Origin of the sequence: Streptomyces sp. NPDC085460, assembly GCF_044541975.1 — a bacterium.
Taxonomy (GTDB): Bacteria; Actinomycetota; Actinomycetes; order Streptomycetales; family Streptomycetaceae; genus Streptomyces.
Genome location: NZ_JBITTO010000002.1, coordinates 648,836 through 667,569, shown reverse-complemented (window position 1 = coordinate 667,569; position 18,734 = coordinate 648,836). Strand labels below are relative to the sequence as shown.

The following is an 18,734-nucleotide window of genomic DNA, read 5'->3' as shown; positions in this document are numbered from 1 at the left end:
CGAAATCGTGCCCCTCGCGCTGGTCTTCGTCGTACCGGGTCACAGAAGACACGGGCCCGTGGTGCTGTGGGCGGCATACGGCGTCGATTGTGGAGTTGTGCGGTGCTGTGGTGCGCGCCTTCGAACGGTCGAGGGTGCACGGGTGCCGTATGCGGGGCCTGACGGAAGCAAGACTCTGCCGGACGCGGACGCCGCAAGGCAATTCTGTGTTGCGTGTGAAAGCTCACACCCCGGCGGGCGCAGGTGTTTTGACGGATGTTGCGGACACGGGGGCGCCGCCCGGCTAAGCTCCTGCGCTTCGCCGGGCGGCACCAACTCCCGTACGGGAGCTAAAGGGTACGAATCGGACGCCTGCTCCTTACAGGTGTCCGTCCTCCAGCATCTCGGTGACCAGGGCCGCGATCTGGGACCGCTCCGAGCGGGTCAGCGTGACGTGCGCGAAGAGCGGATGCCCCTTCAGCTTCTCGACCACGGCGACGACTCCGTCGTACCGCCCCACCCGCAGGTTGTCCCGCTGCGCCACGTCGTGGGTGAGGACCACCCGCGAGTTCGCCCCGATACGGGACAGAACGGTCAGCAGGACGTTCCGCTCCAGGGACTGCGCCTCGTCCACGATGACGAAGGCGTCGTGGAGCGAACGGCCCCGGATGTGGGTGAGCGGCAGGACCTCCAGCATCCCCCGGGACAGCACCTCCTCGATCACCTCGCGGCCGGCGACGGACGAGAGCGTGTCGAAGACCGCCTGGGCCCAGGGGCTCATCTTCTCCGACTCGCTGCCCGGCAGATAGCCGAGGTCCTGGCCGCCGACCGCGTACAGCGGCCGGAAGACCATCACCTTCTGGTGCTGCCGGCGCTCCAGGACGGCCTCCAGGCCCGCGCAGAGCGCGAGCGCGGACTTGCCGGTGCCGGCCCGGCCGCCCATCGAGATGATCCCGACCTCCGGGTCGAGGAGCAGGTCGAGCGCGATCCGCTGCTCGGCGCTGCGGCCCCGGATCCCGAACGCCTCCCGGTCGCCGCGGACGAGCCGCACGTTCCCGTCGGCGCCGACCCGGCCGAGCGCCTTGCCGCGCTCCGACTGGAGCACCAGGCCCGTGTGCACGGGCAGCTCGGACGCTTCCGGCACGTACAGCCGCTCCTGGTCGTACAGGAGGTCGATCTGCTCGGCCGACAGGCTCAGCTCGGACATGCCGGTCCACCCGTTGGTGTCCGTGATGGCGAGCTCCGCGCGGTACTCCTCGGCGAGCAGGCCCACCGAGGACGCCTTGATGCGCAGCGGCAGGTCCTTGGAGACGACGGTGACGTCGTACCCCTCCGCCTGGAGGTTCCGCGCGACCGCGAGGATCCGGGAATCGTTGTCGCCCAGCCGGTAGCCGGCCGGGAGGATGCCGGGGTCGGAGTGGTTGAGCTCGACCCGCAGCGTGCCGCCGAGGTCCCCTACGGGGAGCGGGGCGTCCAGGCGTCCGTACCTGACCCGGAAGTCGTCCAGCAGGCGCAGCGCCTGGCGGGCGAAGTAGCCGAGTTCGGGGTGATGCCTCTTCGCCTCCAGCTCGGTCACCACCACGATGGGGAGCACGACCTCGTGCTCCTCGAAGCGGGACATCGCCTTGGGGTCGGCGAGCAGGACGCTGGTGTCGAGAACATAGGTGCGCCGGTCGGAAAGGCGGCGCTTCGTGCTGGTCACCACGGAAGGACAGACCCCCTCTGAAGACCCGAAAAAGGCCGGGGTGCGACGGAATCACCGTTGTCGCTGCGGGATGGGACCGGGATCGGACCGCCCAGCGCGGGCCGAACTCCGGCCCTCCGCTTCTCCCGTGCGTGTCCCGCACGGTCGTCCTGGTGCAAGGGGCCTCCCGGGTGGCGGTCTCCGTGCCGCTCACTTCACCAGGGTTATGCCCTCGAACACTCCCGGCCATGCCAGGGCATATGACGGCGTGTGCGTGAACGCGCGGTGACGCCCCCGGGGCCCGTACGCGGGGAAAGGGGGAGGGTGGCTCAGGCTCCGTAGCGGCGGTGCCGGGCGGCGTAGTCGCGCAGCGCCCGCAGGAAGTCGACCTTGCGGAAGGCCGGCCAGTGGACCTCGCAGAAGTAGTACTCGGAGTGCGCGCTCTGCCACAGCATGAAACCGGACAGACGCTGCTCGCCGCTGGTACGGATGACCAGGTCCGGATCGGGCTGCCCGCGCGTGTACAGGTGCTCCGAGATGAGGTCGATGGAGACGGTCTCGGCCAGCTCCTCGAAGCTGGTGCCCCGCTCGGCGTGGTCCAGGAGCAGCGAACGGACGGCGTCCGCGATCTCCTGCCGGCCACCGTAGCCGACGGCGACGTTGACGAGTATCCCGGCGTTGCCCCGGGTGGACTCCTCGGCCTCCTTGAGGACCGTCTGGGTCCGGGCGGGCAGCAGGTCCATGGTGCCCACGTGGTGCACCCGCCAGCGCCCGTCCGAGGCGAGCGCCTTCACCGCGCCCTCGATGATCCCGAGCAGCGGAACCAGCTGCTCCTCGGGGCGGCTCAGGTTGTCCGTGGAGAGCATCCAGAGCGTGACGACCTCGACGTCCGTCTCGGCGCACCAGCCGAGCAGCTCCCGGATCTTGTCCGCGCCGGCCTTGTGCCCCTGCTCGGGCGTGCCGCCGGACGCCTTCGCCCAGCGCCGGTTGCCGTCGAGGATGACCCCGATGTGCTTGGGCACCTGATCGTGGTCGAGACGGCCTTCCACCCGGCGTGCGTAGAGCCCGTACACCAGGTCGCGCAGGTTCACTGTTCTTTACCCCTCCATGGGCGGGCGGTTCGCAAGCCGCCACACTACTGCGGTCGGATGAAGCGTCCCAGTCCGGGCGTGTCACAAGTCCCTACGGGAGTGTCACAAGTCCGTGATAAGCAGAGATACGTGACTGATTCCCCCCTCTACCGCGCCGCCGCGGAGCGCTACGACTCCATGGAGTACCGCCGCTCGGGCCTCAGCGGGCTGAAGCTCCCCGCCATCTCCCTGGGCCTCTGGCACAACTTCGGCGACGACCGCACCCTCGACTCGCAGCGGGCGATCCTGCGCCGCGCCTTCGACCTCGGCGTCACCCATTTCGACCTGGCGAACAACTACGGTCCGCCGCCCGGCTCCGCCGAGCTGAACTTCGGCAAGATCTTCGCCCAGGACTTCGCGCCCTACCGCGACGAGCTGATCGTCTCGACGAAGGCCGGCTACCTGATGCACCCGGGGCCGTACGGCGAGTGGGGCTCCCGCAAGTACCTGCTGTCCTCGCTCGACGCCTCCCTGAGCCGGATGGGCCTCGACTACGTCGACATCTTCTACTCGCACCGCTTCGACCCGGAGACCCCGCTGGAGGAGACCATGGGGGCGCTCGCCTCCGCGGTCCGGCAGGGCAAGGCGCTGTACGTCGGCGTCTCCTCGTACAACGCGGAGCAGACCGCCGAGGCCGCCCGCCTGCTGAAGGAGATGGGCGTCCCGGCCCTGATCCACCAGCCCTCGTACTCGATGATCAACCGCTGGACCGAGGAGGACCGGCTGCTCGACACCCTGGAGACGGCCGGCATGGGCTGCATCTCCTTCGTGCCGCTCGCCCAGGGCCTGCTCACCGGCAAGTACCTGAAGGGCGTCCCGGCCGGCTCGCGCGCCACCCAGGGCAAGTCCCTCGACCCGAACCTGCTCTCCGACGAGGTCCTGCGCCGGCTGCGCGGCCTCGCCGAGATCGCCGAGCGGCGCGGGCAGTCGCTGGCCCAGCTGGCGCTGACGTGGGTGCTGCGCGACCCGCGCATGACCTCGGCCCTGATCGGCGCGTCGAGCGTCGGGCAGCTGGAGGAGAACGTGGCCGCGCTGGCCTCCGCGCCGCTGACGGACGCGGAGCTGAAGGAGATCGACTCCTTCGCCGTCGACACCGCGGGCACCAACATCTGGGCCGGGCGGGGCTGAACCCCACCGGGCCACCGGGGGCCGGGTGCCGGGTGCCGGGTGCCGGGTGCCGGAAAGAAAACGGGCCGGTCCGTGGGGGGGATACGGACCGGCCCGAGGGGGGGGTTCCACCATAACCCTTCATTAGTCGGGCCGCGCGCCACGTGCGGCGAACGAAGCCGACGGATTTCCCCGGATCCCAGGCGGCACAAGGGCTCCGGCCCTCTGTGGCGGGTTTGCGCCCTGGCGTGGCGGCGGAGTTCCGTCCCTCCGACGGGGGAACGCGCCGCGCCCGCCCCGCGTTGACGCCGGGCTGGTGGACGCGGGTGGAGTGGCGCTCCGCGACCGCCCGGTGGCACTGCGGAACCACCCGCGCGACGCGGCCCCCGCGGCTCAGGGAGCGGCGGTGAAGGCGCCGAGGGCGAGGCCCAGGAGGGCGCCGGAGAGCATGAAGGGGCCGAAGGGGATCGCCGAGGAGCGCGCCGCGCGGCCGAGCAGGACGCGCCCGAAGCCGTACCCCGCGCCGAGCAGGAAGCCCAGGAAGGCGCCGGTGAAGAGCACGCCCCAGCCGTACCAGCCCAGGGCCGCGCCCAGCGGCAGCGCCAGTTTCACGTCGCCGAAGCCGAGGCCGTGCGGGCTGATCAGGTGCAGCGCGAGATAGCCGCCGCCGAGCCCGAGCGCCCCGAGCAGGGCGAGGGACCAGGACCCGGCGTCGTACGGGGCGAGCTCGGCGGCTCCCAGGAGCAGCGGCACGGCGAGCGCGAGCGGCAGCGTCAGCCCGTCCGGCAGCCGCTGCACCCGCACGTCGACGCAGGCGAGCAGCACCCCGAACGGCGCGGCCAGCAGCCAGACGGCGAGCTCCGGCCGGGGCCCGCCGGTGGCGGCGGCGAGCAGCGCGCAGACCAGCGCGGTCAGCACCGGCACCGCGTACGGCGCCGGCGTCGTCGCGCAGGCGTCCCGCCCCGGCCCGCCGAGCCACCCGCGGGCGGGCCCGGCGAGCCGGTGCCCCGCCGGGCACAGCTCGCGCCAGGACTCCTCGGGCTCCACGGACAGCCGGTACGCGGCCCGCGGCACGAGCAGCCCGACGGCGGCGCCCCAGAGGGCGGCGAGAGCGATCAGCGAGGCGTACACGGGGCCGACCTTAGGCCCTTCCCGGGCGTTAAGGTCGGGCGCATGGGGCGGAGTTGGCGCGACGGCGCGGGGACGATGGCGGTACCGGGCGGCCCGGTCGTGCCGGTGGAGATCGCGGCTTCCCTCCGGGCGCGGCGGCGCGGGCTGCTCGGGCGGGACGGGATCGCGGGGGCGATGCTCCTCACCCCGGCGAGCAGCGTCCACACCTTCGGCATGCGCTTCCCGATCGACGTCGCCCACCTGGACCGGGAGCTGCGGGTCCTCGCGGTGGTCACCATGCCCCCCGGCCGGCTCGGGGCGCTCCGGCTCCGTGCCCGCCACGTCCTGGAGGCCGAGGCGGGCGCGATGGCGGGGTGGGGGCTGCGGCCGGGCGTACGGGTGACGGTCACGCCGGGGGCCGGCGGGGGCGGGGCGGTCAGGGCGGACCGGAGCCCAGCAGGGTGAGGGCGCCGTAGACCGCGGAGGCCACCGCGAGGACGGCGAGGACCGTGCCCGCCGTACCGGCCCTGAGCCGGGCGAGCGCGGCGGCGGGCGGCAGCAGCAGCCCGAAGGCGGGCATCATCAGGCGCGGCCGGGAGCCGAAGTACGCGGCCCCCACCAGCGACACCACGACCACCCCGACCGTGTACACGAGCAGCGGCAGCGGCTGCCGCTGCCGCGCGCAGAGCACCACCAGCCACGCCAGGAGCGCGAGCGCGGCGCACAGGCCGAGCGCGGCGGGCCACGGCAGGGAGGCGATGAAGCGGGCGAGGGCGACCCCGCCGTCGATGGAGTTGCCCCAGGCCGCCTGGACGTCGAAGTACGCGGTGGCGCTGGACTCGCGGACGCCGACGTACACGACGTACCCGAGCCAGCCCAGCGGCGCGAGCAGCACCCCGGCGACCGTCCGCCACGGCAGCCGCCGGTCCCGGACCAGGGCCACGGCGGCGGTGACGGCGAGGGCCGCGATCAGCGCGGCGGCCGTCGGCCGGGTCAGCCCCGCGAGCGCGCAGAGCAGCCCGGCGAGGATCCACCGGCCGCGCAGCACCGCGTACAGCGACCAGGCGGCGAGCGCGGTGAACAGCGTCTCCGTGTACGCCATCGACTGCACGAACGCGGTCGGGTACACGCCCCACAGCACCGCCAGCAGGACCCCGGCCCGCGCCGAGACGACGTGCTCGCCGCAGCGGAAGATCCCCCACGCCGCGGCGATCGAGGCGGTCCAGGACACCAGAAGCCCGGCGCCGGGGGCGTCGAGCGGAAGGACCGCGGAGAGGATCCGTTCGAGGGCGGGGAGGAGCGGGAAGAACGCCAGGTCGGAGTGGACGTCCCCGTTCGGCAGCGTGACCTGGTACCCGTACCCGTGCTCGGCGATCCGCGCGTACCAGACCGCGTCCCACCGCCCGCTCAGCCGGTGGAAGCCGTCCTTGCCGGTCACGGCGGCGGCCACGGCGAGCGCGGCGAGCCCGAGCAGCCGGGTGACGGCGTAGCCGCCGAGGGCGAGGAGGAGCGGGGAGGGGGAGGTGGGTGCGGGGGCGGGTGCCGGTGCGGGGGCAGGGGTGGGGGTGGGTACGGGGGCGGGCCTGGGCATGCGTCGATTATCCCGAGGGGGTCGGCGGGCCCTGGGGAGAGGTGCCGGGCCCGTGCGCGCGGGGGCTCGGCGCGTGCTCGGCCTGCTCGGCGCGTGCGCGGCGGCGGGCTCGGAGCGGGTTCGGAGGCGCGGGGTTCCTGCCGGCCGTCAGCCCTGGGGCCTCATGCGCCCGAACCTCGCCGCGAGGACGGGGCCGAGATGCCCGACGATGCCGTGACCGGGCTCCTGCGGGGACGGCAGGTCGCCGAGGAAGGAGGTGACGATCACCTCGTCGACGCCGGTGTCACCGCGCCCGCACCGCTCCTCCAGGAAGTCGAGGGTGCGCCGCCAGTCGGGCTCCGCCCCTTCCGCCAGATAGGAGTGGACCGTGCCCTGGACGACGTCCCAGAAGAAGACGTGCGGCAGGACCCCGCCCTGCCGGAAGACGTGGCTGTCGTACGCGCCCCGGAAGCCGGGGACGTGGACGACGAGATCGTGGACGAGCTGCACGCCCGGCGTGGTGACGGGTCTGTCGGTCGTGGTCTGAGGACTGGTGTGCTGCATCGCGGCCCTGCCCCGGGAACGTTGTGGTGTTTCGGTCCAGAATGCTCCTCCCCCGGCCTGCCGTCCTGACACTTTTACGTTTTCCTGGGGACAACTTTCGATGGGTTTTCCACAGGCGTGGGCGAAGTATCGGTCTTCCGTGCATCGTTGCGCGTATGTACGAGTTGGCGATCCTCGCCCGGGGCGGGGTGCTCCTGACGGTCTGGGCGCTCGCGGCGGGCTGGCCGCCGGGCCGGCTCGCCGCGCGTCTGCGGCGGGACGGCTGGCAGCGGATCTGCCGGGGAGCGTGGGCGGTACCCGGCAAGGAGACGGACTGGCGGGTCCGGGAGACGGCGCTCCAGCTGCTGCGCCCGCGGCGGGTCGCCGGCCACGGCACGGCGGCCCGCCTCCACCGGATCGAGCTCCTGACCGCCCCGGCCACGCCCGCCGGGTCGGCCGCGCCCGCCGGGTCGGCCGCGCCGGCCCGCTCCCGGGCGTCGCTCCCGCCGGAGGACGTCTGCCTGCGCCGGGGCCTGCGGACGACGACGGCCGCGCGGACGGTCGCCGACCTGATACGGACGTGCGGGAGCAGGGAGGAGGCGGTGGTGGCGGCGGACTCGGCGCTGTCCCGCCGGGTCGTCGACGGCGTACGCAGAGACCCGCTGGTCCGGTACGAGGAGCTGGTCGCGCAGCTGTCCGTCCGTCGGCCGGGCGCTCCGCGCGCCCGCGCGTGGCTGCCGCTGACCGACCCCGCCGCGGGCTCCCCCGCGGAGACGGTCGCGCGCCTGCGGATGGCCGACACCGGTCTCGTCCCCGAGTGCCAGCCGCCGCTGCGGACGCCCGAGGGCCGGGTCCTCCACCCGGACTTCCTCTTCCGGACGGTGGGCCTCGCGGTGGAGGTGGAGGGCTACGCGTACCACGGCACGCGCCGGGCGCACGAGCGGGACGTCGCCCGCTTCAACGCGCTCCAGTCCTGCCCGGAGGTCCGCAGGGTGCTGCGCTTCACCGCCCGGGAGGTCTTCACGCGCCCGGACCGGATGACGGCGGCGGTACGGGCGGCGCTGGCGGACCTCGACCGATGAGGCCCAACGCCCGCTCCCTCCGCCGCATTTGAGCCAACAGAAACCGGTCCTTGCTCCGCTAGAGTGAACCACCGGTTTTGACTGGGGAAGGGGAAGGGGACGCGCATGGCACGTCACAGCCCGGTAGAGGTACAGATCCACACCGGGTCTTTATGGGTCGGCGGTGACGCCTACCCCCTGCGGAACATCTCCCATGTGGGACAGCGCCGCCTCGTGCCCGTGAAGAAGAAGATCACCAAGGACCTGATCGTCGGCATCGCCCGGATCTGGCTCGTCGCCGTCATCGGCACGGCCGTCGCGAGCGGCCTCAAGAACGACGCGCTGTACCTGCTGGTCGCCGTCGTCGTCGGCCTGATGATCTGGCGGCTCGTCGTCAAGGTGCGGCAGCCGGACCTCCCGGTCCTGTACGGCCTGATCGTGAACACGGCCGGCACCCAGCGGGACACCGTCTGGAGCACCGAGAAGAGCGAGATCGACCACCTGGTCCTGGAGATCACCAAGGCGATCGGCAAGCCCGACGACGCCCAGAAGGTCTTCTACGTCCAGCACGCCGTGCACCACGGGGACATCATCCAGCAGTACGGCGCCAACAGCATCGGACAGGCCAACCACTACGGCCACGGCAACATCCAGGCAGGGTGACGATGAGCAGCGATCAGATCCACCAGTACGGCGCGGGCAGCATCGGCAGCGCGAACCACTCCGGCTCCGGCGACATCGTGGCCGGCGGCAAGACGGTCAACGCCGCGTCGGCCGCCCCGGCGACGGCCCTCGACGACCTCCTCGCGGCCATCGAAGGACTCCGCACCCACCTCGACGACACGCGCCGCGCGGAACTCGACGCGGCCGCGGCGGACCTCGACCCCGGCGCCACCCGTGCCGAGCTGGAGGGTCCGCTCACCCGCATCGCCGGCATCGCGGCGCTCGTGGGCACGGTGGGCGGCCCGGTCGTGGCGGCGGTCCAGGCACTGCTGGCGGCGCTCGGCGCCTGACGCGCGAAGGGCCGCCTGCCGGTTGCGCCGGCGGGCGGCCCTTCCCTCGCTCAGGGAGCGGCGGGAGGCGGAACGGTCCGCGGGAACGAGATCTCCACGCGACGGTTCTTCTTCCGCCCCTCCTCGGTGCGGTTGTCGGCGATCGGGTAGTCCTCGCTGTAACCGCGGATGTCGTACGAGGTCCCCGGGTCCAGCTCCCGCGCGAGCACCTGCTGCACGGCGACGGCCCGCTCCTTGGAGAGCCTCAGCCCGTGCTCGTACGTCCCCAGGTTGTCGGTGAACCCGAACACCCGCACCCGCCCGGACCCCTGCGTCCGCACCTCGCCCGCGATGGCCCGGATGCGGGCGGTGGCGTCGGGGCTGAGCTTGGCGCTGTTCTTCGCGAACAGCACCTCGGCCTGAAGCGCGAACGTCACGTCCACGTTCGTGTCCTCGCGCCGCTGCTCGCCGCCCTCCTCCTCGACGATCTGCTTGATGTCGAGCACCTTGGCCGCCGCGAGCGTCGCGCCGTCGGGCAGCATGAGCCCCGGCGAGTTGGAGTCGATGGCGGGCGGCGCGGAGGAAGTGGTGCTGCCGGGCGGATCGTCGGCGCTCGCGACCCCTCCCCCAGCGCCCCACACCGTGACGACCACCACGGTCGCCACCACGGCCATTCTGCGTCGTCGCCCTGTAGTCGTCGTCCTAGTCATGACGTCACCTCAGGACAGTTTCAGCGTGGCGGGCTCGAAGGTGGGCAGCTGGAAGGAGACTTCGGTGGTGGAGGCGGGGGGTGCGGGGAATTGCATGAAGACGGCGGTGGACTTGCCGGGGCCGAGCGTTGAGAAACCTGCCGTGGTCAACGGGCGACCGTCCGTGTCGCGCAGGACGTAGTAGCGCTTCTTGCCGAGTGAGTCCACAAGTGTGGCACCGCCAAGCGACTGCCCGTGCTTTACGACCTCGGTTTCGTTGCCGCTGGTCTGAGCCGGGATTGCGCTCACCCCGTCGGAGGTGTTCTTCAAGCGCCCCTTGATCGTGAGAAAGCCTCCCGCGTCACGCTCTGCTTCTGTGACTTCGATTTCGAGCCCCTTCTGCCCCTTGGCGACCAGCAGTGGCTCTGACGGCTCCTCCCTGGGCAGCTCGTCCTGAGTGGACGTCGGTTGCTGGGACGGTTGCGCCGACGCAGTCGGCTTCTGCGATGCATGGGGTTCCGTATCGGCGCCACAGCCGGCAACGGCCAAGGTTGCCATCACCGCCAGGGCGATGAACCCTCCTCTCCCACGTGCAATGATCATCGAGTCCGCTTCCTTCACTGGTTGTCGCCGGTCAGTCGAACGTGGAACAGGAGATCCGCCTCAGGCAGGACGGGCTCTTCCGGATCGATGGCCAGGGCCTCTCCATCACACACAAGGCCCAGAATCGGCTCAGTCTCGGGCTCGGGCTCGGGCTCGGGCTCGGGCTCGGCAGACGATGTCGGGCTCGGCTCCGTCGTAGGCTCAGGGTCCGCTGGAGGCTCAGGGGGACTGAACGAGCAACGCGGCTCGATCACAGCCTGTGCAGTGGCGATGGCCTGGTGCGTCGCCGTGTCCGGAACAACCGACTCGCCCACGGTTTCTCTGGTGTGTACCGCTACCTGGAATCCGAGGCCCGCCAGCGAGCATTCATCGACGTCAGCATCGTTGTCAGCAGCGAGATCGACCGCCCTCTGGCAAGCTACGTCGCCGTCAACCAACGCTTTGCCTTCAACGAACAGTTGCCACTGATCTGGATCGCTGATCACGCCGACCCAGCCATCGCGTAGCTGATCCCGAGCGTCATAAGCTGCCCCCAATGCCGCCGCATCCGCTGCCGTCTGCGCCGCGTTGCGCAGGACTGCAGCCTGACCCACTGCGAAATAGACAAGCGCCAAGAACAACACCCCCGCGATCACGGCGATGTAGGCGGGAAATGCCTGACCACGATCGATAGGCGAAAGGGATACAGCTACTCTCCGCCACCACCGGTCAAGTCGCCGATCTTCTGCTTGATCGCTGTCAGGATCGACTGCCCGATATCCGTCCCGGTGATCGCCACCACAATCGCCACCACCACCACAATGATCCCCAAATACTCCACCGCCGTCTGGCCCCGGTCCCCCCGGGTCGACCAGTGGAGTCGGGCCTTTGTCAGGGCTTTCAGCAGCGCGTCGTTCATCGTGGTCCCCTCCGCGGTCTGACGCTTGCGCAGTCGCACGGTACGCCCGTGGTTCCCGTGGTGCACAGGGTCCCTGGGGTCGTTCGTCAGATCGTGGCATGGGCGGGACCTTGTACTCCGGCAGGGTATGGCCTGGAGTGCGGGTCTCGGGGAGAGTTGGGGGAAGTGACATCGGGGGCCGCCTCACTCGCCGGCGATCGAGCCGAGGTCCGTCCCCGTGCCCAGGAAGAGGCCCGCGCCGAGGAGGATCATCGTCGCCGGGACCATCAGCGTCGTGATGACCATCGTCGCCTTGGGCACCGCCTTCGCCGCCTTGCGGCGGGCGTTCTGCGCGTCCGTGCGGCGCATGTCCTCGGCGATCTGGATGAGCGTGTCGACGATCGGCGCGCCCAGCTCCTCGCCCTGCTGGAGCGCGGTCACGAACTGCGCCACCTGCTCCGAGTCGTTGCGGCGGCGGAGTTCGTCGAACGCCTGGCGGCGCGTGACGCCCATGTCCATCTGGCGCAGGGTGATGCGGAGTTCGTCTGACCACGGGCCCGCGTACTTGTCCGCGACCCGCTCCAGCGCCTGGCGGAAGCCGAGGCCCGCCGAGACGACGACCGCGAGGACGTCGAGGAAGTCGGGGAGGGTGCGCTCGATCTGGTCCTTGCGGATGCGGACCGCCGACCAGATGCCGACCTCCGTCCAGAACGCCCCGAACGCGAAGAGCAGCGCCGCCGTGACGTACGAGCCCCGGGTGAGCATCAGGAGGCCGCCGAGGGCGCCCAGGAAGCCGTAGACCGCGCGCCGCGCGCCGTAGCGGTCGATCGTGAGGCCCCCGGGGTTGCCCGCCAGGTCGATGCGGCGGCGGACCGCGCCGACCCGCTTCGGGCCCATCCAGCGCAGGACCGCCGGGGACCAGCGCATCCCGAGGCGGTCCACGGCGGAGTCGACCGCCCCGGTGCGGGTCGCGCCGACCTCCAGGGCGAGGCGGAGGTCGTCGGGGAGCCGGGCGTCGGCGCGGTAGAGGCGGAGCCCGTACGCGAAGCCGGCGACCGAGAGGCCGGCCAGGAGGGCGAGGGCCAGTTCCAGCATCCGTACCAGTCCCTACACGTCGATCTTCGAGAAGCGGCGGATGACGGCGAAGCCGAGGACGTACAGCGCGCAGGCGATCACGACCGCGCCCTGCCCGAGCGGCGAACCGGTCATCCGGTCCAGCGCGCCCGGCTGCATGTTGTCGATGAGCAGCAGCGAGCCGAAGCCGATGACCGGGACCGCGTACGCCGTCATGCTCACCTGGGAGAGCTGGGTGCGGACCTCGCGCCGGGTCTCCTTGCGCTGCTCCAGCGTGTCGGTGAGGTTGCGGAGCGAGGAGACGACGGTGCCGCCGGCCCGGTTGGCGAGGACCAGGGTCGTCACCAGGACGACGAGCTCGCGGGACGGGAGCCGTTCGGCCAGTTCGGCGAGGGCGTCGTCCAGGGAGGTGCCGACGGCCAGTTGCTGGGCCACCTTCTCCAGTTCGTCGCCGGCCGGGGACTCCATCTCGTCCGCCGCCAGGCTGATCGCCATGCGGAGGGCGAGCCCGGCCTGGGTGGCGTTGGCCAGGATGCGGGAGAGTTCCGGCAGCTGGTTGATGAACCGCTCGATGCGCTTCTGCCGCTGCCAGCCGAGGTAGCCGAGCGCCATCCATATCCCCAGCAGGCCGCAGATCGGGCCGAAGAAGGGGGAGAGCGCGGCCTGGCCGATGGTCCAGAGGACGGCCACCGACGCCCCGAGCGCGACCGTGAACTCGCCCGGCGTCACGTCGAGTCCCGTCGCGGCGATCCGGCGCTCCAGGTTGCGGCCGAGGGCGGTGGCCCGGACCCGCCGGTCCAGGGCGGGGAAGCGGCGCCGCCGCCTGCCGGTCGCCTCGGGCGCGGCGGTGTCGTCGAGGCGGGCGACGAGCGCCGCGTGGCGCCGCGCCCCGTTCGCGTACACCTGGACGCCGGCGACGCCGAGGACGCAGGCGAGCAGTGCCGCGCCGGCCGTCAGCCAGAAGGGGTCGGTCATCGGGCGCTCCTAGTTCGCTTCCCGGGTGGCGAGCGCACCCTCGTCGGCGGCCACGCCGAAGGCGGGCGGTATGGGCTGACCGGCCATGTAGAGGCGTTCGGCGACGCGGCGCGGGAGCGGGTGGTGGACGTACCGGCCGTGGACGCGCCCGTCGGCGGAGAGGGGTTCGGCCTGGAAGTGGCAGACGGTGGCGAGGAGGAAGCGTTCCCGGCCGTGCGAGGCGAGGATGGCGATCTCGGTGACGCGGCGGGTGCCGTCGGGGTGCCGGGTGAGCTGCACGAGGACGTCGACGGCGCTGTTGATCTGGTCGCGCAGCGCCTCGAAGGGGACCTTGACCTCGGACATCGAGGCGAGGGTCTGGAGGCGCATGAGGGCGTCCTCGGCCGCGTTGGCGTGGACGGTGGCGAGGGAGCCGTCGTGGCCGGTGGACATGGCCTGGAGCATGTCGAGGGTCTCGCCGCCGCGGACCTCGCCGACGATGATCCGGTCGGGGCGCATCCGAAGCGAGTTGCGGACGAGGTCGCGGATGGTGACCTGGCCGCGGCCCTCGATGTTCGGGGGGCGCGCTTCGAGGCGGATGACGTGGGACTGCTGGAGCTGGAGCTCGGCGGAGTCCTCGATGGTGATGATCCGCTCGCCCTCGGGGACGAGGCCGGAGAGGGCGTTGAGGAGGGTCGTCTTGCCGGTGCCGGTGGCGCCGGACACGATGATGTTGAACTTCGCCTGGACCAGGCCGGACAGGAGCATCAGCATCTGCTCGTCGAGCGAGCCGAGGCCGATCATCTCGTGGAGGGTGTAGGCGCGGGGGAAGCGGCGGATGGTGAGCGTGGCGCCGGTGAGGGAGAGCGGCGGGATGATCACGTTGACGCGTTCGCCGGACGGGAGGCGGGCGTCGACCATCGGGTTCGACTCGTCCACGCGGCGGTTGACGGTGGAGACGATCCGCTCGATGGTCTGCATCAGCTGCTCGTGGGAGGCGAAGCGGAGCGGGAGGAGTTCGACCCGGCCGCCGCGCTCGATGTAGATCTGGTCGGGGCCGTTGACCATGATCTCGGTGATGGAGGCGTCTTCGAGGAGCGGTTCGAGGACGCCGAGGCCGAGGGCCTCGTCGACGACCCGGCGGATCAGCCGGCCGCGTTCGGCGGTGGAGAGGACCGGGCCCTCGCGGCTGATGATGTGCCCGAGGACGCGTTCGAGCCGGGCCCGGCGCTCGGCCGCCGCGAGCGCGGACATCTCGGTGAGGTCGATCTCCTCCAGGAGCTTGGCCCGGAAGGACGCGACGAGGTGGCCGTCCTCCCGGCCCCCGCCGGGGCCGAGGGCGCGCGGGTCGTCACCGGCGTGGTGGATGCGGGCGCGCAGGCTCATGGGACCTCGTCCTCCTCCGGGGTCTGGGGCAGGGGCATGGTGGCGGTCTTCTTGACCGGGCCGAAGGTCCAGAAGGGGACGACCTGGGGGACGCGGACCTCGGCGGTCGCGGTGTACTCGCCGCCGCCTTCGCCACCGGTGACGCTGAGGTCGATCCATCCGGACACGGCCGCTTCCGCCGCCGCCTCCGGATCGAGCGGGTCCTTCCCCGGCGCCACGTCCCTGGTCGCCGCCCTGGCGGCGGCCCGCGCCGCCGTCCCCGCCTGCTGCGCCGCGTAGGCGGCCAGTCCGAGCTGGAGTCCGGCGAGCCCGACGATCAGCAGGAGGGGCAGGAAGCCGAGGTACTCGATGGCCGCCTGGCCCCGGTCCCGGCGGGAAGGACAAGACGCGGTACGGCTCCGAGGGGCGTCGCCCGGCAGGCCCGTACCGCCCGGCCGCGCGGCGGCCCGCCCCACCCTCTTCCGGTTCACGGCGTCTCCACCGACCCCTCGTGGACGGCGCCGGCCGTGGCCGGGATCGCGCCGAAGGAGCCCAGGCCGGGGAAGAGGACGGGGACGGGGACCTCGACCGTCACGGTGACCATGCCGCCGGACGCCGCCCCCGGGCAGTGCACGGCGGCCCCCGCCCACGCCCCGTCGAGGTGCCTGCGGGCGGCGCCGTCGCAGTCGCCGTCCACGGCGGCGGCGCGCGCCGCCTCGTCCGCCGCGTTCCCCGCCAGGGTGAAGGTGTACCCGACGAGCACGACCTGCCACAGCAGCGCGAGGGTCAGCAGGATCACCGGAACCATGCCGGTGAACTCCACCGCCACCTGGCCCCGGTCGCCGCGTCCCCGCTGCCCGTCCATGGCTCAGCGTCCTCCGCCGCGCCGCCGCAGCCCCAGCGAGCCGCGGTCGCCGGCGCGGGCGAGCTGGCGGCCGGGGGCGGGGGCGGCCGGGGGGCCGGTGAGGCCGAGTTCGCCGGCGAGGGCCCAGAGGGCCTGCTTGACGGTGGAGCGGGCGTCGAGTTCGTGGAGGCGGCCGGCGTCGACGACGGCCTGGAGTTCCTTGAAGGCGGCGGGGACGGTGACGCCGGCGATGCGGGTGCCGGTGATCTTCTGGACGAGGGCGGGCTGGATCTCGGAGGAGCGGGCGTGCCGGTTCACCACCGCGACGCTCGCCTCGGCCTTGCGGACCTGGAGCCGTTCCCACATGCGGACGGTCCGTTTGGCGGCGCGGACGGCGATGACGTCGGGGGTGGTGACGAGGAGGGCGGTGTCGGCCATCTCGACGGCGGCGGCGTTGGCGCTGTCGAGGCGGGCGCCGCAGTCGACGACGACGACCTCGTGCCGGGCGCGCAGGGCGCTGACGATCTGGCGGGCGGCGCGGTCGGTGACCTCCTCGCCGCGTTCGCCCTCGGCCGGGGCGAGGAGGAGGGAGAGGCCGGTCTCGTGGACGTAGACGGCGTCCTGGAGGACGCGGGGCGAGATGTCGGCGATGGTGGCGAGGTCGGCGGCGGAGCGGCGGAACTGCACGTCGAGGTAGGAGGCGATGTCGCCGCTCTGGAGGTCGAGGTCGACGAGGGCGACGGTGCGGCCGGCGGCACGGGCGGCGAGGGCGAGCTGGACGGCGGTGAGAGTGGTGCCGACGCCGCCCTTGGCGCCGCTGACGGTGACGAGGGTGCCGCCCGGGCCCGCGGTGAGTTCGGCGGCGCCGCCGCCGAGGTGGCGGCGGAAGCCGGCGGACCACTGGGCGGCGGCCTGGACGCGGACGGCCAGTTCCTCGTAGCCGAGCGGGAGGGGGACGAGGCCGCGGGCGCCGGCGTCCATGGCGGCGGAGAGCAGGCCGGGGCCGGAGTCGGAGGTGATGAGGACGACGCCGACGGCGGGGAAGCGGAGGGCGACCTCGCGGACGAGGTCGAGGGCGGGGACGGGGCCGATCCGTTCGTGGACGAGGACGACCTCGGGGAGCGCGTCGAGGGATTCGGCGGCGAGCCGGGCGAGGACGTCGACGAGCTGGGTGGAGTCGGGGACGGGCGGGGCGGGCTCGGCGTCGGGGAGCTGGCCGAGGAGGGTGGCGACGGCCCGGGCGGCGTCGGGGTCGCCGACGGCCGGCAGGATCCTGGTGGGCATGGCCGGGCCTCACTTGTCCTTGTCGAGCGTGTAGGTGCGGTCGCCGGGGGCGGGCTGGGCGGGGGCGCCGTCGGCGCTGGGGGCGACGAGGGCGAGGCGTACGTGCTCCGCGAAGGACTCGGCGTAGGCGACGCGCTGGGTGTCCTGGGCGGAGAGGGCGAAGGTGATGGGGACGGCCTCGGTGGCGCGGGTGGCGCGTGCGGTGCCGGTGGCGTTGATGGAGGTCAGCTTGCCGACGTCGATGACGCGGGCGGCGGCGACGAGGAGCCGGGACTGGCTGGGTTCGTCCTTCTTGTCGCCGTCGAAGGTGGCGTAGATGTTGACGGTGGCACCGGGGGTGATCTTGCCGGCGACGCCGGTGGCGGCGTCGATCATGATCGCGATCTCCTGCTCGCCGGGGCGGAGTTCGGGCCGGGGGACGATCATGTCCTGCTGGAGGAGCGAGCCCTTCTTGAGAGTGGTGACGGCGATCTTCCCGTCGATCTGGGCGAGGTCGGTGACGGCGGTGCCGGAGAGCCAGCGCTCGGGCATGGTGATCTTCTCGAAGGAGCTCGCCGCGAGCCGCTCGTAGGGCCTGACGTCCTTCTTGACCCGGTACGCGGTGGTCTCCGGCCCGACCTTGGCGTTCACGTCGCTGATGACCGCGAGGACGCCGGCGAAGGCGCCGAGGGCGCAGAGGACGGAGAGCAGCAGCAGGATGACGCCGCGGCGCTGGCGGGAGTTCATGGCCGGTCTTCCTGGGTCGGGGGCGTGGGCGGGTGCGGGTGGGCGGGCGCGTGCGTGGGCGGGTGCGGGTTCGTCGGGGCGCCCGAGGTCGTCGGAGGTCGTCGGCGGTCGGAGGCGGCCGTCATCGGGCGGGTCCGGCCTGGGCGGGGAGCGGGGCCGGGAGCGGGGCGGCGAGCGGGGCCGCGCAGAAGCCGCAGCGGTCGCCGATGAGTTCCATGCCGCACCAGTGGCAGGTCTCGCGGCGCACCGAGGCGACGAGCTGGTGGAGGACGGGCAGGTCGGGGAGGTACGCGGCGAACTCGACGAGCTTGGGGGTGCCCCACCAGGCGGGGGATCCGGCGGGCAGGGCGGTCTCCTCGACGGGGCCCGCGACGGACCAGCGGGGGGCGAGGGCGGTGGCGGGCCACTCGGTGGCGAGCTGGCCGCGGGCGATCAGGAGGCGGGTGGTGAACTCGGGTCCCGTGAAGGCGGTCTCGTCGGCGCCGACGCGGACGATCCGGGGGGTGGGTCCGGCGAGGACGGCGAAGTGGGCGCCGGGGAGCCAGCTCTTGAGGTGGGAGCCGAGGGTGACGGGGACGCGGTCGAGGCGGGAGACGGAGCCGAGGACGGCGCCCGCGTAGATGTAGTGGGCAAGGAGCCGGGCGGCGGAGGCGAGGACGCCGGGGCTGAAGTCGCAGGCGGAGAGCTGGCGGAGCTGGCGGACGAGGACGGCGGTGCCGAGCGGCGGCAGGTCGGTCCTGACCAGGGCGATGCGGTCGCTCTCCAGGAGCCCGCGGACGGTGTGGAGGCGGTGGGCGACGGCGGGCGGGGCGGCGGCGGGGCAGACGACGAGGACGTGGCCGAAGCGGTCGACGAGCCGCCGGAGTTCGGTGACGGAGTCGTCGAGGCCGCGGGCCGCGGGGTCGGCGAGGACGGCGGCGTTGGGTGTCTGCGGGTCGGCGGGCGGGAGTACGAGATCGGCCCCGGTGACCGCGATCGCTGTCGGCACGTGGTGGTCCCCCGCCTTCCCGTCCCCCTCCGGCTTTCCCGGCCCGGCCGGCCTCGCGGCCCGCGGGCCCCGGGGGCCGTACATCACGACTGTTCTGCACCTTATCCACGCGGACCGGGGTTCTGAACACACAATCCGTCAACTCCCCCCCCCC

22 protein-coding genes are annotated in these 18,734 nt (G+C 72.7%); 5 read left to right on the top strand and 17 right to left on the bottom strand.

Going from position 1 to position 18,734, the window contains the following annotated elements; translation table 11 throughout:
• Positions 1-358: 358 nt before the first annotated feature.
• Together ACIGHB_RS07290 and ACIGHB_RS07285 are read right to left on the bottom strand one after the other, a co-directional pair.
• Positions 359-1,684: a PhoH family protein gene (locus ACIGHB_RS07290; RefSeq protein WP_360318003.1), complete on the bottom strand. Its 1,326-nt coding sequence runs from the start codon at positions 1,682-1,684 to the stop codon at positions 359-361.
• A 308-nt stretch (positions 1,685-1,992) separates the two neighbouring features.
• The gene (locus ACIGHB_RS07285) at positions 1,993-2,754 is read right to left on the bottom strand and encodes an isoprenyl transferase (RefSeq protein ID WP_399910267.1); all 762 of its coding nucleotides are present in this window, start codon (positions 2,752-2,754) and stop codon (positions 1,993-1,995) included.
• 129 nt (positions 2,755-2,883) lie between these two features.
• On the opposite strand from ACIGHB_RS07285, the gene mgrA reads away from it, so the two are divergent.
• Positions 2,884-3,921 (top strand): L-glyceraldehyde 3-phosphate reductase, encoded by a 1,038-nt coding sequence (mgrA, locus tag ACIGHB_RS07280; RefSeq protein WP_399910264.1) that lies wholly within the window; start codon positions 2,884-2,886, stop codon positions 3,919-3,921.
• Between the two features lie 372 nt (positions 3,922-4,293).
• On the opposite strand, the gene ACIGHB_RS07275 is transcribed toward mgrA, so the two are convergent.
• On the bottom strand, positions 4,294-5,031 hold the full coding sequence (locus ACIGHB_RS07275; protein WP_399910261.1) for a prepilin peptidase: 738 nt from the start codon (positions 5,029-5,031) through the stop codon (positions 4,294-4,296).
• Positions 5,032-5,073: 42 nt separating this feature from the next.
• Here ACIGHB_RS07275 and ACIGHB_RS07270 point away from each other — a divergent pair, with 42 nt between their 5' ends.
• Positions 5,074-5,475, top strand: a complete 402-nt coding sequence (locus tag ACIGHB_RS07270) for a DUF192 domain-containing protein (RefSeq protein WP_399910258.1) — start codon at positions 5,074-5,076, stop codon at positions 5,473-5,475.
• On the opposite strand, the gene ACIGHB_RS07265 is transcribed toward ACIGHB_RS07270, so the two are convergent.
• The gene (locus ACIGHB_RS07265) at positions 5,447-6,601 is read right to left on the bottom strand and encodes a hypothetical protein (RefSeq protein WP_399910255.1); all 1,155 of its coding nucleotides are present in this window, start codon (positions 6,599-6,601) and stop codon (positions 5,447-5,449) included. The genes ACIGHB_RS07270 and ACIGHB_RS07265 overlap by 29 nt on opposite strands.
• Positions 6,602-6,748: 147 nt before the next feature.
• Positions 6,749-7,144: a hypothetical protein gene (locus ACIGHB_RS07260; protein ID WP_360317986.1), complete on the bottom strand. Its 396-nt coding sequence runs from the start codon at positions 7,142-7,144 to the stop codon at positions 6,749-6,751.
• Positions 7,145-7,299: 155 nt separating this feature from the next.
• Here ACIGHB_RS07260 and ACIGHB_RS07255 point away from each other — a divergent pair, with 155 nt between their 5' ends.
• The 3 genes from ACIGHB_RS07255 (at position 7,300) to ACIGHB_RS07245 (ending at position 9,197) form a co-directional block, all read left to right on the top strand.
• A complete protein-coding gene (locus ACIGHB_RS07255) occupies positions 7,300-8,205 on the top strand; it encodes a hypothetical protein (protein ID WP_399910251.1) in 906 nt (301 codons plus the stop codon).
• Positions 8,206-8,310: 105 nt separating this feature from the next.
• Entirely contained in the window at positions 8,311-8,847 is a 537-nt protein-coding gene (locus tag ACIGHB_RS07250; RefSeq protein ID WP_399910248.1) for a DUF6232 family protein, read from the top strand.
• Positions 8,848-8,849: 2 nt separating this feature from the next.
• Positions 8,850-9,197 (top strand): hypothetical protein, encoded by a 348-nt coding sequence (locus tag ACIGHB_RS07245; protein WP_360317978.1) that lies wholly within the window; start codon positions 8,850-8,852, stop codon positions 9,195-9,197.
• Positions 9,198-9,247: 50 nt separating this feature from the next.
• On the opposite strand, the gene ACIGHB_RS07240 is transcribed toward ACIGHB_RS07245, so the two are convergent.
• The 12 genes from ACIGHB_RS07240 to ACIGHB_RS07185 all read right to left on the bottom strand — a co-directional run bounded on the left by ACIGHB_RS07240 (position 9,248) and on the right by ACIGHB_RS07185 (position 18,580).
• Positions 9,248-9,886 carry an OmpA family protein gene (locus tag ACIGHB_RS07240; RefSeq protein WP_399910244.1) on the bottom strand — a complete coding sequence of 213 codons (639 nt, stop codon included), beginning with the start codon at positions 9,884-9,886 and terminating at the stop codon, positions 9,248-9,250.
• A 9-nt stretch (positions 9,887-9,895) separates the two neighbouring features.
• Positions 9,896-10,468: a hypothetical protein gene (locus ACIGHB_RS07235; protein WP_360317972.1), complete on the bottom strand. Its 573-nt coding sequence runs from the start codon at positions 10,466-10,468 to the stop codon at positions 9,896-9,898.
• Between the two features lie 14 nt (positions 10,469-10,482).
• Entirely contained in the window at positions 10,483-11,091 is a 609-nt protein-coding gene (locus ACIGHB_RS07230; RefSeq protein WP_399910473.1) for a hypothetical protein, read from the bottom strand.
• 65 nt (positions 11,092-11,156) lie between these two features.
• Positions 11,157-11,366, bottom strand: coding sequence for a Flp family type IVb pilin (locus tag ACIGHB_RS07225; protein WP_360317969.1), 210 nt, complete (start codon positions 11,364-11,366; stop codon positions 11,157-11,159).
• Between the two features lie 183 nt (positions 11,367-11,549).
• Positions 11,550-12,437, bottom strand: a complete 888-nt coding sequence (locus ACIGHB_RS07220) for a DUF5936 domain-containing protein (RefSeq protein ID WP_360318037.1) — start codon at positions 12,435-12,437, stop codon at positions 11,550-11,552.
• A 15-nt stretch (positions 12,438-12,452) separates the two neighbouring features.
• Positions 12,453-13,394: a type II secretion system F family protein gene (locus ACIGHB_RS07215; protein ID WP_360317966.1), complete on the bottom strand. Its 942-nt coding sequence runs from the start codon at positions 13,392-13,394 to the stop codon at positions 12,453-12,455.
• Between the two features lie 9 nt (positions 13,395-13,403).
• Positions 13,404-14,759: a CpaF family protein gene (locus ACIGHB_RS07210; RefSeq protein ID WP_360317963.1), complete on the bottom strand. Its 1,356-nt coding sequence runs from the start codon at positions 14,757-14,759 to the stop codon at positions 13,404-13,406.
• Complete coding sequence (locus tag ACIGHB_RS07205; protein ID WP_399910238.1) at positions 14,756-15,229, bottom strand: TadE/TadG family type IV pilus assembly protein; 474 nt, start codon at positions 15,227-15,229, stop codon at positions 14,756-14,758. The genes ACIGHB_RS07210 and ACIGHB_RS07205 overlap by 4 nt, the downstream gene beginning before the upstream one ends.
• Positions 15,226-15,603, bottom strand: a complete 378-nt coding sequence (locus tag ACIGHB_RS07200) for a TadE/TadG family type IV pilus assembly protein (protein WP_399910235.1) — start codon at positions 15,601-15,603, stop codon at positions 15,226-15,228. Before ACIGHB_RS07200 ends, ACIGHB_RS07205 begins: the two co-directional genes overlap by 4 nt.
• 3 nt (positions 15,604-15,606) lie before the next feature.
• Entirely contained in the window at positions 15,607-16,866 is a 1,260-nt protein-coding gene (locus ACIGHB_RS07195; protein ID WP_360317954.1) for a P-loop NTPase, read from the bottom strand.
• Positions 16,867-16,875: 9 nt separating this feature from the next.
• Entirely contained in the window at positions 16,876-17,592 is a 717-nt protein-coding gene (gene cpaB, locus ACIGHB_RS07190) for a Flp pilus assembly protein CpaB (RefSeq protein WP_388865743.1), read from the bottom strand.
• Positions 17,593-17,713: 121 nt separating this feature from the next.
• Entirely contained in the window at positions 17,714-18,580 is an 867-nt protein-coding gene (locus ACIGHB_RS07185; protein ID WP_360317948.1) for a hypothetical protein, read from the bottom strand.
• Positions 18,581-18,734 lie beyond the last annotated feature (154 nt).

What these genes read in the sequence shown, in the direction of transcription:
- ACIGHB_RS07255 (WP_399910251.1), top strand. Translation starts at nt 7,300, where the DNA reads ATGTACGAGTTGGCGATCCTCGCCCGGGGCGGGGTGCTCCTGACGGTC.
- ACIGHB_RS07245 (WP_360317978.1), top strand. Translation starts at nt 8,850, where the DNA reads ATGAGCAGCGATCAGATCCACCAGTACGGCGCGGGCAGCATCGGCAGC.
- ACIGHB_RS07260 (WP_360317986.1), bottom strand. Translation starts at nt 7,144, where the DNA reads ATGCAGCACACCAGTCCTCAGACCACGACCGACAGACCCGTCACCACG.
- ACIGHB_RS07270 (WP_399910258.1), top strand. Translation starts at nt 5,074, where the DNA reads ATGGGGCGGAGTTGGCGCGACGGCGCGGGGACGATGGCGGTACCGGGC.
- ACIGHB_RS07235 (WP_360317972.1), bottom strand. Translation starts at nt 10,468, where the DNA reads ATGATCATTGCACGTGGGAGAGGAGGGTTCATCGCCCTGGCGGTGATG.
- ACIGHB_RS07195 (WP_360317954.1), bottom strand. Translation starts at nt 16,866, where the DNA reads ATGCCCACCAGGATCCTGCCGGCCGTCGGCGACCCCGACGCCGCCCGG.
- ACIGHB_RS07240 (WP_399910244.1), bottom strand. Translation starts at nt 9,886, where the DNA reads ATGACTAGGACGACGACTACAGGGCGACGACGCAGAATGGCCGTGGTG.
- ACIGHB_RS07225 (WP_360317969.1), bottom strand. Translation starts at nt 11,366, where the DNA reads ATGAACGACGCGCTGCTGAAAGCCCTGACAAAGGCCCGACTCCACTGG.
- ACIGHB_RS07215 (WP_360317966.1), bottom strand. Translation starts at nt 13,394, where the DNA reads ATGACCGACCCCTTCTGGCTGACGGCCGGCGCGGCACTGCTCGCCTGC.
- ACIGHB_RS07250 (WP_399910248.1), top strand. Translation starts at nt 8,311, where the DNA reads ATGGCACGTCACAGCCCGGTAGAGGTACAGATCCACACCGGGTCTTTA.
- ACIGHB_RS07200 (WP_399910235.1), bottom strand. Translation starts at nt 15,603, where the DNA reads ATGGACGGGCAGCGGGGACGCGGCGACCGGGGCCAGGTGGCGGTGGAG.
- ACIGHB_RS07210 (WP_360317963.1), bottom strand. Translation starts at nt 14,759, where the DNA reads ATGAGCCTGCGCGCCCGCATCCACCACGCCGGTGACGACCCGCGCGCC.
- ACIGHB_RS07265 (WP_399910255.1), bottom strand. Translation starts at nt 6,601, where the DNA reads ATGCCCAGGCCCGCCCCCGTACCCACCCCCACCCCTGCCCCCGCACCG.
- cpaB (WP_388865743.1), bottom strand. Translation starts at nt 17,592, where the DNA reads ATGAACTCCCGCCAGCGCCGCGGCGTCATCCTGCTGCTGCTCTCCGTC.